Source organism: Acinetobacter sp. GD03645, assembly GCF_029845285.1.
In the GTDB taxonomy this organism is placed as follows: domain Bacteria; phylum Pseudomonadota; class Gammaproteobacteria; order Pseudomonadales; family Moraxellaceae; genus Acinetobacter; species Acinetobacter corruptisaponis.
Map to the genome: position 1 here is coordinate 130,460 of NZ_JAOCLL010000007.1, position 14,042 is coordinate 144,501.

Sequence of the window (14,042 nt, forward strand, 5' to 3'; positions counted from 1 at the left end):
CATAAATTTAGAATATTGTGTGTATTTTTTTATTCTAGGGGCAATTACAGCCCTAATATATATCAATAAATATTACTTCTATTTCATTGTGTTACAAATACATTTAATTTTCACATAAAGAAACAAAAGAATAAAAATATATCTGTTTTTATAAGGCAGACCTCATTTAGATATTTTTAGCCAAAATCCAATCTACGACTAAAAAGTCATCTGCAAAAGTTATTTATTACTTTATAGTCTCATTCCATGAGAAAGACCATAAAAGATGAGGAATTTTTATGAACATGGAACAAGTCCGCCACGTCGATGATGCCATTACATCCCGCCATTCAGTACGTGCGTTTCTGGATACCCCTATTGAAACCCAAACCATTAAGGACATTTTGGCGGTTGCCAGTCGGGCACCGTCTGGTACAAATACACAGCCGTGGAAAGTGTATGTGGTGACAGGTAAAAAACGAGCTGAAATGATTGACCGTGTTTGTAACGCACAAATGGAAATGTTTCAAAAGCCAGAACTCGCTGGGCAGTATCAGGAAACCTTTGCTTATTATCCTGAAACATGGGTTTCACCTTTTATTGACCGTCGACGTGAAAATGGCTGGGGACTCTATGGTTTGCTGGGGATTCAAAAAGGGGAAAAGGAAAAAATGGCGGCACAGCAATTGCGTAACTACCAGTTGTTTGATGCACCTGTTGCCCTGTATTTCACAGTAAACAAGGCAATGGGCATTGGTTCAAAAATGGATATTTCCATGATGATTCAGAATGTTATGGTTGCAGCTAAGGCAAGGGGTTTGGATACCTGCCCACAAGCCGCATGGAACCATTTCCATCCAATCGTACTGGATGTGCTTGGCGCACCTGACGATGAAGAATTGGTGTGCACTGTTGCCTTGGGCTATGCAGACCCCGACCATATTGTAAATACCTTTATTACACCACGCGAAGCTGTTGAAAACTTTACTGTATTTGTGGATTAGAATCATTTAACCTTATTTCTCCCTTTGATATTCATCGGGAGAAAGCTTAATAAAAGCAATAAAAATCATTTATTTAAAATATTAGGGGTCTCCATGTCAAATTCCAGGGAGTTGTTTAGGCTCTACCCAGCTGTATTACTTCTTTTCTTATCCTCCACAGCCTCTCATGCTGAAGAAACGCAGGAGTCCTCAGTACCAAGTGAGATAGAACAATCTTCAGTACAAAGCCAATACCAACAGGAACTTCATGAAAAGATTAAACGGGCAAGAGAGGCCGCACGACAACAAACTGAACAGCAACTCCAAGAACAACAAGCGATACAAGAACAAAGGATTGAGCAATTAACACAGCCTAAAACCACTACAACGACTGAATATGTACGTATCGAATCCACTCAACCAGCAGAAGCAGCTCCAGTACAACCAGCGAACATGACTGAAACAAAGAGTTCAGGTGGTTTCCCATTCTTTTTTATTATTGCCTTTGGGATTTTAGGATTTATTGGATGGAAATTTTTTAAAAACAGCGATCAATCTCATACCAGAAAACGTAATCGGCCTACCCCTCAAAGACCGAATGGGTCAGGGCATAGCACACATTCACAACAAAATCAGCAACAAACCCAGAATTCATCTTCACAACAGCACAATGAACAACATTCATCTCATACTCATTCAACACAACAGCAAGCACCACTTCAAACCAGTGACCGAGTCAAAACTGTTCTAGATGACTTCTTTTCAGCAGAACCACAAATTCCAATGGCGTACAGACAGCAGCTCAATGATACTCATCTAGATTTTACTGCCGAAAGCCTACATCGTCTTGATCAGATATTATCCTTAATAAAAAAACAAACTAAGCCTGATTATGCACAATATTGTGAGGAACAGCCTTATCAGCAATTTGTGATTTTTTGCGGAATTTATTTGGGTACAACCATTGCTCGCATCACCCATCAATCGATTAAATGGTTTTCATATGAAGAAATGAAAGCCTTTAATCAACGAGATGATTTTCCACAAACTTTAGGTACATTTATAAGTTGTATGATTGGAAATGGCTTTCATCATTTACCTATTGAAATTATTTGTGATGGCTTATTTACTGATCAACCACAAGAGACTTGTAGAGAACGCTTAAGCTATTATCAACAACATGCAATCCCACTTATCCCGATCCCAGAGGATAATAAAAATTTATCTATAAAAGCACAAAATGATATGGAACAAGCATTTGTTAGCGCAATGCAAATAGCAGGATTTTTAGCACATAACAGCCTATATATGATTGAAGGCGGTTCATCATTAACGTCAACTATTATTCAAGCAACTAAAGAAAAAATCTTATTACAAAGATTGATGTACGATGATCCTGCAAAAGAGGGACACAAATTACTTAAAACCAATCCAGAGCATTATCCAAGACAGGCTTTTGTTGAAGATATTTATGCCAACCTCCCGATGGAACGCATTGATGCATTAAGCCTACATATTCATTCTTATGCACCCTATCCAGCACAATGGGTTGTGATTATTCCCTACCAGTATAAAGATGGAAAATTTGAATTTTATACGCCACTTTCTTCTGGCTCTTCCACTGCCGCTGAATTAAATCCATTATTGTTTAAAGCCTTTTGGCAAGGATTTGATGACTTTACATCACCAACCAATACCCGCCAATATTATGTTGCATCCAAGCAACTAATTTAAATCAGAAGTATCAGACAGATGTTTTATCTGTCTGATATTTACCTCACAATCTCTATGTGCAATTTTAATATTTAAGCAGCAGCATTCATCTGCTTACCCACTTTAAAGATCGCAAATAGTCCCGCACTGGTAAACATCAACATCATCAATCCCATATTGAGTGATGCTTTCCAAATCAGGAAGTTTAAAATTACCCCGCCCAACAAGCCACAGGCGAACTGCATACTGCCCATGATGGCACTGGCTGTTCCTGCCCGCGCGCCCTGTTTCGACATGGCCAAAGCCATTGCATTAGGCCCAGTTAGGCCAATCCCTGAGACGACCAGAAATAAACCTGACATTAACAGCCAAAGGGGTGCATGGGTCATAACCCCAGCACAGACCACAATCAATGCACCAAAACATTGAATTGTCCCACCTAAGCGCAAGCGTGGAAAAATATCCATACGGGTATTAAGGTGTTTATTCAGTGAGGACATCAGCATAATCCCGCCCGCATTCAGCGCAAAGGCATAGGAGAATTGCTGCTGTGACAACCCATACTGCCCCATAAACACAGCGGAGGCAGAGCTGATATAACAGAATAATGCCGCACCCGTCAGACAGCCTGCAAACATTGGTCTTCTAAAACTTTCATCTTTTAAGATTGCGGCGTAAAGGGTCGTCACCTGATAAAGAGACAAATTTAAACGGCGTTCTACAGGCAAGGATTCCTTAAAGAAGAAATGTACACACAACCAACAGATTACCCCAATCACCGCCAAAGTGATAAAAATAGCCTGCCACGGGAAAAATGTTAGAATCCAGGCACCAAACATAGGTGCAAGAATCGGTGCAAGCCCCATCACAATCATCATGCTGGAAAAGGCCTGCGCAGAACCCTGCATATCCAGACGATCACGGATGGCCGCCCTGGCAATCACCACCCCGACACAGCCACCCAAAGCCTGAAAAATACGTGCGGCGATCAAGGCCCATTCATTGCTCACAAAAACACAGGCCAAACTGGCAACCACATACAAGGCCAAGCCAAAATACAAGGGGGTTTTGCGCCCAATACGGTCACTTACAGGCCCATAAATCAGTTGTCCAATCGCAAGTCCTAGAAAATATGCAGGTAAGGTATTGGCAATCATCTGCATACTTACCCCAAACTCATCCGCCATTTGTGGCAGCGCGGGTAAATACATATCAATTGATAATGGACCTAAAGCTGTCAATAAAGCCAGCAATAATATCCATGCTGTTGAATATTGACGCTGACGAGGTTGCTCTGCCTGCATAATACTGTACTTTTCATGTTAATCATGTTTGCAAGCTTAGCATCCTCACTGTATTTGTGCATAATATGAGTGATAAAATCGATAGCAGAATACAAAAAGGATTAACCTTGAATCCCTGGTTCGGACGTTTAAAACAGGCAACCTACAACACCACGTTCATGTATAACGTGCGTATGCTTATTGCTTTTACAGGCACGGCTTTTGTCCCCTATCTGCTCAATTTCCAGCTTGCTACCATTCCACTGACACTGGGTGTAGTCGCCGCAGGGATCAGTGACATTGATGACCGTTTTTCCGTGCGGATCATGAACCTGATTTATACTTATATCGGCTTCTTTATCACTGCGGCATCGGTTCAGTTACTATTTCCCTATCCTGCCGTTTTTGCAATCGGGTTGATTGTTTCCTGTATCGGCTGGATTTTACTGGGTTCGCTGGGTCGGCGTTATGCCACCATTGCCTATGGCTGTCTGGTGGTTTCAGTCTACTCAATGTTGGGGGTACACCTGTTTGAACAATGGTATCTACAACCAGCCTTATTGGTGGCTGGCGCAGCCTGGTATGGGCTGCTTTCCACCATTAGCTTCCTGTTATTTCCTGTGCGTAAATTGCAGGATCAGCTCTCTGCGTCATATCATGCGCTGGGTAGCTTTTTATTTGCCAAGTCCAATCTGTTCGATGTCGACATGACCCCATCAAGCTATCAACAAAGCATGATTGATCTAGCGTTGGAAAATGGCAAGCTGATTTCCATCTTCAATGACATGCGTATGGCGCTGCTGACCCGCCTCAAGGGCGATCGGGGCCAGAAAGATACACGGCGTAGCTTGCAGTATTATTTTGTTGCGCAGGATATTCATGAGCGGGCAGATTCAGCTCATATTGACTATCAGAAACTGGCCAAGATTTTTCAGCACAGTGATATTTTATTTCGATTCCAGCGTATCCTGACCATTCAGGGCAAAGCCTGTCAGGACTTGGCGAACTGTATTTTAACCCGTACCCGCTATGTACATAACAAACGCTTTAAGCACAGCTTTGAAAATTTAAGGCTGTCGCTGGAAAAGTTGCATGCAGACCAAGTCTATGATCAGGTGCGGATTAATGCCCTGTTTGCACTTTATCAAAACTTAAAGTCAATTGATGCCCAGCTCCAGAATCTGGAGACTGAACGCAACATTCAACTGATCAATGCCCAGCAGGCGGAAAACCAGCTCAAGGATGATGACCTGAAAGGCTGGAATGACATGATGGTACGGGTCAAGCAGCACCTGACACCTGAATCAGTGCTGTTCCGCCATGCGGTGCGTCTGTCCATTGTCCTATTTATCGGTTACATCTTCATTCAGTTAACCAATATTGCCTATGGTTACTGGATTCTACTGACTGCCCTGTTTGTCTGTCAGCCAAACTTTAACGCGACCAAACGCCGTTTGTATTTACGAATTGTCGGCACCCTGATTGGAATTATTGTCGGTCTGGCGATTATTTACTTTATTCCCTCACTTCAGGGACAACTGGTCATGTTGGTGCTCAGTGGGGTTTTATTTTTCGAGTTACGTAGTAAACAATATGCCCAGGCAACCGCCTTTATCACCATTCTGGCCTTGATCAACTTCAATCTAGATGGTTCCGCCTTTGCCGCAGGTTTGCCACGCCTAATTGACACCCTCATTGGCTGTGCACTGGCATGGTTTGGGGTCAGCTTTATCTGGCCCGACTGGAAGTTCCGCCGCCTGCCACGCACCATTCAACGTTCACTGCAAGCCCAATGCAAATATCTGGCGGAAGTAGTGACGCAGTATCATCAGGGACGGAATAATGCCCTGAACTACCGCGTGGTCAGACGGGCGGCGCATAACAATGATGCGGAAGTTGCATCACTCATTTCCACCCTTGCAACCGAACCCAATATTGATCCCACCCAGAAAGCACAGGCATTTGAGTTTCTCTGTTTAAGCCATACCTTTCTCAGTTATATCGCGGCCTTGGGTGCGCACCGTGAACGCATTGAAGACCCTGAGATATTAAGCCTGTTGGATCAGGCACTGGATGATATTCAGGGCGCACTGTTAAGAGATGAAGTGCCTGATCTTTCTTCACAAAATATGTTGCAAAGCATACGGGAACGCCTGAGCCGCAATGATGAAAATGACCAGAAGTCGCTGATTATTTTACAGCAGCTTTCCCTGATCCTGAGTATTTTGACCCGTTTAAGTATGTTGAAACAGAGTTTAAGCCATGAACCCCATGAGGATGGCACCGAGTTTGCCTCACTTTAGGGATTATTGGTATTTCAATCGTCCCTATGATTCGCTATTGGCCTAATATCTTTGCATGCCAATCAATGGTAAACTTAACCCAGTTCTAAACTCATTTTTTAAACTATGACCGCCAAAACGCTATACGCTTATACGCTACAACCCGTTCCTTACGAAGTTTCTGAACAAGAACAACGTCAAGCCCAACTTATGATTTGGCGTGGTACCAATAAATTCAGCCGCAAGGCCTGGCTGATTATGATTGCACTTGTGGTGCTTTCACTGGTAGCAGCAGGCCTAATCAAGTACTACTCCACCTATTCAACCGCGATTTGCTGGGTGGTGATCATTGGTGTGGTGCTGTTCTACCTCATCAAGAAGTTTGGTCTTGAATGGTATGTGAAACGTAAAATGAACGAGTTCCCTGTGCAGGAAATCAAGGGGATTCGTTTAGGTGTACAGCCCCACGGGATTGTGATGCGTCAGAAAATGGGACTTCAGGAAGGTACGGCGACCATCGGCTGGAAAGATATTTACGAATGGTACAATACCCCTGATTTTATTTTGGTTAATTTCAAGGTAAAAACACCAAAAGGTGAAGAGCAGCAAGGTGCCTACATCCTGCCAAAACGCATGGATTCAAAGAATTTCTCATTTAATACAGTACGCAAGCACTTAAATGAGACGGTTGGTGCGGCTAAACCGCTGTAATCAGATCCAGCAATAAGCCGTATATAAAAAACCCAGCCTAAGCTGGGTTTTTTCTTATTGCCATCTACCAGTTTACCTTTAAAGACACAACGCCATTGATGGCTTCACCAATGCTTGCCCAGGTTCCACTCGAAGCCCAATATTTTTTATTCAACAGATTGTTAATGTTTCCATTCACCACCGCATCATGCCCATTCAGTTTAAACTTATAGGAGAGGCCTGTATTTACAAGTGTATAGGCAGGTACCTGTATGGTATTGTCTGAACTAATATAGGAAGAACCATTATAACGGACATTGCCATGCAGGCTTAGTCCATCAATTGCCTGAATTGCATATTCAGCATTGGCAACACCCGACCATTTGGCAAGGCCTGCGGGCACTTTACCCTCAATCGCCTTATTGGCTTCTGCAACCTCATCAATACTGGCATCCAGATACATCATCCCCAATCCAAGTTTTAATGCATTGGTTGGCTTATATGTCCCACTCAGCTCCAAGCCCTGATAATTGGTTAAACCATCCTGAGTTAAATATTTTAAGCCATCTTGAATGCTGTCCATTGTTGCAGCTCTTTGCATTTTAAACAGAGCGGCGGTTATACCAAATGGATTGACATTATATTTCACACCCAGTTCATATTGCTTACTTATTGTGGCTGGCAATACCTCACCTGCATTGGCATATTTCTCACCAACCCTAGAACCCGCCTCCAAACTCTCAACATAACTCGCATACAGGGTGGCTTCAGGTACAAATTTATAAAGTAAGGCAATTGTTGGTGTGGTCTCCTTAGTGTTATATCCCGAATCAACTGTTGGATCGTGATCCACATCCTCCTGGTCATAGTAGGTATGCCGTAATCCTAAAATAGCCTGCCACTGTTCATTCAGCTTAATCGTATCACTTAAGAAAGCATAGCTCTGAGCGGTCTGACTACCTATATCTGGTTCCAAACTAAAATCTGGTGTATTGGCAATTCTAAAAGAGGTTGGCGAATACAGGTTCGCTGTATAATCCGTAGACCAATACGATTGCTTAGACCATCTGTCAGTACTTTTGGTATAGCCTCCCCCTGCGACCAACTCATGCTGAATCTTGCCCGTGGCAAGATTTCCAGTCAGCATTGCCTGATTCATTAGCGTTTCAGATACACCTGCAAACTGGTATATGGTTCCGTCATAATCCCCAGCAGTATTTAATAAACTGGCAAAGGTGAGATTGGATTCATGTAGTTTTCGGGTATAGCCAAACTGGTATTTAACATTCCAGTCCTCATTGATCTCCCAGCCCAACCCTGTAGAAGCAGTAAAGGTATTGGTTTTATAAAAGGAATTATCAACCGTCAAATTATCATAGTCATAAGTTACCTTAGGCAATTTTTCGGTTATAGCGGAAAAGTCAAATACTGGGGGTTCATGCTCGGTTTTATTATTTTCATAAGTAAAATTGGCGGTCCACTTTAAATGATCCGTAATTTTTTTATCCAGCGCCAAAGATGTCACAAAGCGGTTCTGTTCAGCGTCATTATAGGCTTTGCCCTGATCCCCACCTACAACAAAACGATATCCCAAATCGACGGCATCAAGATAGTTGCTGGTATCAATTAAAGCTGAAAATGTACTTGGGTTGCGATAACTGACTTCAACACTGGTTTCTGGACTGTCTTTAGGTCGTTTAAGTTGGTAACTAATTGCTCCGCCAGGGGAACCGAACCCATACATAAAGCCTGTTAAGCCTTTTAACACAGTGACACTTTCAGCCGCTTCGGATGGAAAATCCCCGCCCCAATTCAAGGCCATTGGAAAACCATCAACATAGTAATTGCTGACTCCAAGCCCACGAACTGACGTTCCCCACCAGTCCGTTGCCATCGCAGCACTTTGACTATAAACAGCAGGGTCATTGATAAAAATCTGCCCTAAGGTTTTCGCACCACGTTTTGCAATGTCGTTACTTTCAACCACCGTTACAGAAAAAGGGGTGTCTAAAATGGATTTATTGCCAAGAACGCCTGACTGTGTCCGCTTTTTTAATCCGACAGGCTGATCATCCGCTGCAACCTTAATCACGGGAAGCTGTGACGCGTTGCCATCAACCGCCGATTGTGCCATACCATTCACCGCAATGCTGTTGAGCTGCCCCACCTCACGAACTGGTTTTGATCGCTGTGGTGTGTTTTTAATTTTTTCAATGCTCCAGCCACCGTGGTCACGCTGTACCAGTTGTAGTTGGGTACCTTTTAAAAGCTGTTCAAACCCATCGGCAATACTGTAGGAACCACTCAGCCCCTGTGTATTCATCCCCTTGGTGAGTGCTGGGTCAAATGACAATGCCACACCTGACTGCATGGCAAAACTGGATAATGCCTGTCCCAGTTGTCCTGATTTAATCTCATAATGCTGCTGTGCTTGCTCATTGGCAGCATAGGCGGTGACTGAAATACCCAATGCGGTACTGAGCACAGCAATCCGTATTGCCTGTGCAAGCACGTTTTTCCCCTGTTGAGCGTACATATTCCCCCCTGATCAATATTCATGATACGTTCCTGATCTATGCCAGTTGAAAATAAAAATCAGCTCAGGAAAAAACAGATTTTTTTGTTTTTATTTTGCCTGCTGCACGACTGTCCAATAGCCACCTGCATACTTCTCAATCTCCAGACCATAGGTTTGGACCAGCATTGCATAGACTTTTTCCAGATCATCAATTGGGTAGCTGCCTGATATCTTTATATTTTCAATTTCGCTATCCACCCGAATCATCCCTTTTTGATAAAATTGCAAACGTTCAGCAAAATCTTTTAATGTCATTTCATTGACCATTAAAAAGCCTTTGGTCCAGGCAATATTGCTCTCCTCAAAAGGTCTGACCTTACTGATATGCCTTGCATCAAAGCTTAGCTGTTGCTGGGTTTCAATGATTTGCTGCTGTTGTGATTGATGGGGTGACACCTGCACCCGCCCTTGTGTCACCGCCACCTGTGAATATTCAGGCATCATTTTCACCAGATATTTTGTCCCCAATGCCTGTGCTGTACCCTGTCGGGTGCTGACAAAAAATGGACGCTTCAACGGGTCATGCTGGGTTTCTATCCAGATTTCACCCTTGCGTAACACTACTGTACGTTGCCGATCGGTATACTCCACATCAATTGCGGAAGATGCATTGAGCAGCACCATTCCCCCATCAGGCAACACAACACGTTTTCGCTCACCTACCCCACTACGATAATCAGCCAACCATTGCTGTTGCTCGCTGGCAAGATACAGGCCTGAACAGAGCGGCAAAAATGCCAGTAACCACAGATATTTTTTATAAGACTGTGTGGAGGAATGTCCAACTTTTTGCATCACAGGAATGGCAATGTCTAACGGCACATCTGAAAATTTTGTTTGCAGCAACAAGGCCTTTTGCCAGATTTTTTGATGCAGTGGGCTTTGTTGCTGCCATTGCTGTAACTGTTCAAGTTCCTCTAAAGAAAGTTCCCTTTCTTGCAGCCGCATGAGCCATGTACTGGCTTCAGCTAAAATTTGCTGCTTATTCACACTTGGCATCAGCTTAAATGTCCTCGGCGGCCAGCATAAGGTCCAGACAATGCATATAGGCACGCTGAATATTACGTTTCACTGTACTGACCGAAATTCCTAGTCGATCCGCAATGTCCTGATACTTGAGTTGCTCCAGTTGGGCATACAGAAATGTTAAGCGTACGGTATCAGGGAGTTCAGCCAACAATTCCACAATTTCAGTTAATGTTTCAATAATCAGGATTTGGCGCTCTGGTGATGGATGCTCCCGTTCAGGTTGCTGTGCCAGCACCTCCAGATAAGCCCGTTCAATCTCCTTGCGCTGCAACCAGTTCACCATCAGGCCTTTTGCAACATTGACCAGATAAGCCCGTGGCTGCTGAAGTTCCAGTTGTTGCTGTCGTGCCAAAATCCGAACAAAGGTATCCTGTGCAAGGTCAGCAGCATCGGCTGAACTTCCCATTTTTTTATAGAGCCAGTGATAAATCCAGGTATGGTGTTGCTGATAGAGTGTTGAAAACTGCTGGTTGAGCGAGGAAGATGACATGGAATACGCATTCCATTATACAAATAATAATTATTATCATTTAATTTTCTTATAAATTCAATTGCAGTTTATCGCCAAGCTTTAGTCCTTTTCCAAATGTTACCAGTTATCTTCCTACTTATTTTATATAAGGTTTATTAACCCATATTTGAAAATAAGAATCAAAATCAATATTATCTACAAAATCCATATTCTATTCTTATTGTTGGGTTATATTTACAGAAATTCCATTATCTTTCCATTTTTACCCATGTTTAAGAAAACTCTTTTCCAGATTCATTGGTTTCTCGGAATCAGCGCTGGCTTGATCCTCTCCATCATGGGAGTGACAGGAGCCATTTACTCCTACGATCAACAAATCTTAAAAATGATCAATCAGCAAAGTTATGTGGTACAAGCCGCAGCGACACCCAAGCTAACACCAGCGCAACTTTATCAGCATTTCAACCAGCAACAACCTGGAATTGAGATCAACAGCATTACCCTCTCTTCCGACCCAACCGCCTCTTCTACAGTCAATATCAAGAAAGAAGGTGAACGGCGTGGCTATAACATGATGGTCAATCCCTATACTGCCGAGGTTCTGCCTGAGATCAAGGGGCGGGAATTTTTTCAGTTTATTCAGCGTTTACACCGTTATCTGACGATGGGTGATTTTGGCAAACAGCTGACAGGTGCTTCTGCGCTGATGCTGATTTTCTTCGTATTGAGTGGACTTTATCTGCGTTTTCCGAAGAAACACTCATTTAAACAATGGTTCTTTATCAAACCCAAGCTAAAAGGTCGCAACTTTATCTGGGACTTACATGCGGTGGTTGGAACCTGGGTGGTTGTATTCTACCTGTTGTTTGCATGTACAGGTTTATACTGGTCCTATGACTGGTGGCGTGCGGGTATGTTCAAGGTCATGGGGGTCGAACAGCCCCAACGCAATGAGCACAATAATGAGCGCGGTCAGGCCAAATGGCCTGAATTATCCCAGCAACAGGTCAGCAGCATTCTTGACCAGACATGGACAAACGTCAATGCACAGATTGGCGGCAAATACTCTGCCCTCACCCTAAACATTCCCAAGCATGATGACGCAAAGCTAGAGCTATCATTCGTTGACAATATTCCACAGCATGAACGCGCACGTAATCAGGCTGTCTATAACTATCAGCAGCAAAAAATTGAAAAACTAGAATTATATGAAGATAAAAAGCTCAATGAGAAAATCATGAGTAGCATGCTGCCTGTGCATCGTGGCAGTTTCTTTGGTTCAACCTACCAGTTCATTGCCTTGCTTGCCTCACTAGCAATGCCTCTGTTCTTTGTGACAGGCTGGATGCTGTACCTCAAACGCCGTAAACAGAAGAAACTGACGCTGGCAGCACGCCAATCGCTTAACTCACAACAGATTGATCCAAATGCAGTTCCTTGGTTGATTACTTATGCGTCTCAAACAGGTGTAGCTGAGCAACTGGCCTGGCGCACTGCCACCAGCCTACAGGAGGCACAGCAACCGACTGTGGTAAAACCCATTCAGCAACTCACTGAACAGGATTTACAGCAGGCACAGCAGGTTCTATTCGTGGTCAGCACCTATGGCACAGGTGAAGCGCCCGACCTGGCAGCAGGATTCTGTAAAAAGCTCATGCAACAGACGCCTGACCTCAGTCACATGCAATATGCGGTATTGGCGCTCGGTTCCAGAGAATATCCAGACAGTTACTGTAGTTTTGGTTATGCGGTTGATAAGTGGTTAAAACAATGCAATGCACAGGCATTTTTCGAGTTAATCGAAGTGGACAATGCAAATGCCAATGACATTCAACGCTGGAATCAGGCCTTGTCTGTGGTAACTCAACATGAACTGCATGCCATGAATATTGAAAAGGTCTTCGATCAATGGACACTCAGTGAACGCCATGTACTTAATCCAAATAGTTTGGGACAGGCAGCCTATAATATTGAACTGACAGCACCTTATGACATTAGCTGGCATGCGGGAGATATTGCCGAGATTCAACCAGCCAATAGTATGGCTGAGATTGAAGCCTTTCTGGCCAAGCATCAAATTCCTGCCAACAGTCAGGTCGCCTCACTCAAACAACCTATTGAACAATTGCTGTGGGATAAAAACCTACGCACTGAGATTCAGCCATTTAACAATCCTGAGGAACTGCTGCAACAACTTCCTACCCTTCCAACACGGGAATACTCGATTGCCAGCATCCCGTCACAGCAAGTTCTACGACTGGTAGTGCGTCAACAACGTGATGAAAATGGTCAATTGGGACTGGGTTCAGGCTGGCTTACCGAGTTTGCATCCTTAAAACAAACGATTGCCTTACGCATTCGTAGCAATGAATCTTTCCATTTGATTGATGACAACCGCCCTATTATCTGTATCGGCAACGGTACAGGCATTGCGGGATTAATGAGCCTGTTACAGCAGCGTAACCGTCAGGATTACAGCGCCAACTGGCTGATCTTTGGTGAACGCCAACGTGAACATGATTTCTTCTATCAGGAAACGATTGAAGCATGGAAAAATATGGGTACGCTCAAACATCTTGATCTGGCTTTTTCCAGAGATCAGGCGCAGCGCATCTATGTGCAGGATGTCTTGCGTGAACAGGCTGATGAGTTAATTAGCTGGATAGACCAGGGTGCGGTCATTTATGTCTGTGGCAGTATTGATAGCATGGCTTCAGGTGTAGATCAGGCACTTACCGATATCCTAGGTGAAGAAAAAGTGGATGCACTTCGTCAGGCAGGACGTTATCGTCGGGATGTCTATTAACTCATAGTTCACTTTCCTCCAAAAACAACGGGTGTGAAAACACCCGTTCAGACTAATGACAAACCCCATCACTTTTAATTAAATGATGGGGTTTGTTGTTTTTCGCTACTGAAACTCAATAAAAACGCCATTTTTGGATAAAAAACAATCTAAAATTGTATGTTTTTTGATTAAAAATCAAATTCTACAGAATTAAAAAGATCCCACCAAAATGTGAGACCTTTGTC

Annotated in this window: 9 protein-coding genes; 5 read left to right on the plus strand and 4 right to left on the minus strand. The window is 43.4% G+C overall.

The window, feature by feature from the left end; all coding sequences use genetic code 11:
- Positions 1 to 278: 278 nt before the first annotated feature.
- Together N5J47_RS07560 and N5J47_RS07565 are read left to right on the plus strand one after the other, a co-directional pair.
- Positions 279 to 983: a nitroreductase gene (locus N5J47_RS07560; protein ID WP_279959355.1), complete on the plus strand. Its 705-nt coding sequence runs from the start codon at positions 279 to 281 to the stop codon at positions 981 to 983.
- 24 nt (positions 984 to 1,007) lie between these two features.
- Complete coding sequence (locus N5J47_RS07565; RefSeq protein ID WP_279959354.1) at positions 1,008 to 2,696, plus strand: hypothetical protein; 1,689 nt, start codon at positions 1,008 to 1,010, stop codon at positions 2,694 to 2,696.
- Positions 2,697 to 2,767: 71 nt separating this feature from the next.
- Here the strand turns inward: N5J47_RS07565 and N5J47_RS07570 are convergent, their stop codons facing one another.
- Positions 2,768 to 3,979 (minus strand): multidrug effflux MFS transporter, encoded by a 1,212-nt coding sequence (locus N5J47_RS07570; protein WP_279959353.1) that lies wholly within the window; start codon positions 3,977 to 3,979, stop codon positions 2,768 to 2,770.
- Between the two features lie 107 nt (positions 3,980 to 4,086).
- On the opposite strand from N5J47_RS07570, the gene yccS reads away from it, so the two are divergent.
- Both yccS and N5J47_RS07580 read left to right on the plus strand, forming a co-directional pair.
- Entirely contained in the window at positions 4,087 to 6,261 is a 2,175-nt protein-coding gene (gene yccS, locus N5J47_RS07575; RefSeq protein ID WP_279959440.1) for a YccS family putative transporter, read from the plus strand.
- A gap of 105 nt (positions 6,262 to 6,366) precedes the next feature.
- Positions 6,367 to 6,951 carry a YcxB family protein gene (locus N5J47_RS07580; protein ID WP_267982064.1) on the plus strand — a complete coding sequence of 195 codons (585 nt, stop codon included), beginning with the start codon at positions 6,367 to 6,369 and terminating at the stop codon, positions 6,949 to 6,951.
- Between the two features lie 64 nt (positions 6,952 to 7,015).
- On the opposite strand, the gene N5J47_RS07585 is transcribed toward N5J47_RS07580, so the two are convergent.
- The 3 genes from N5J47_RS07585 to N5J47_RS07595 all read right to left on the minus strand — a co-directional run bounded on the left by N5J47_RS07585 (position 7,016) and on the right by N5J47_RS07595 (position 11,027).
- A complete protein-coding gene (locus N5J47_RS07585) occupies positions 7,016 to 9,466 on the minus strand; it encodes a TonB-dependent receptor (RefSeq protein ID WP_279959352.1) in 2,451 nt (816 codons plus the stop codon).
- A gap of 90 nt (positions 9,467 to 9,556) precedes the next feature.
- Positions 9,557 to 10,507 carry a FecR domain-containing protein gene (locus tag N5J47_RS07590; protein WP_279959351.1) on the minus strand — a complete coding sequence of 317 codons (951 nt, stop codon included), beginning with the start codon at positions 10,505 to 10,507 and terminating at the stop codon, positions 9,557 to 9,559.
- A 4-nt stretch (positions 10,508 to 10,511) separates the two neighbouring features.
- Positions 10,512 to 11,027 (minus strand): sigma-70 family RNA polymerase sigma factor, encoded by a 516-nt coding sequence (locus N5J47_RS07595; protein ID WP_279959350.1) that lies wholly within the window; start codon positions 11,025 to 11,027, stop codon positions 10,512 to 10,514.
- Positions 11,028 to 11,277: 250 nt separating this feature from the next.
- On the opposite strand from N5J47_RS07595, the gene N5J47_RS07600 reads away from it, so the two are divergent.
- Positions 11,278 to 13,815, plus strand: coding sequence for a sulfite reductase flavoprotein subunit alpha (locus N5J47_RS07600; RefSeq protein ID WP_279959349.1), 2,538 nt, complete (start codon positions 11,278 to 11,280; stop codon positions 13,813 to 13,815).
- Positions 13,816 to 14,042 lie beyond the last annotated feature (227 nt).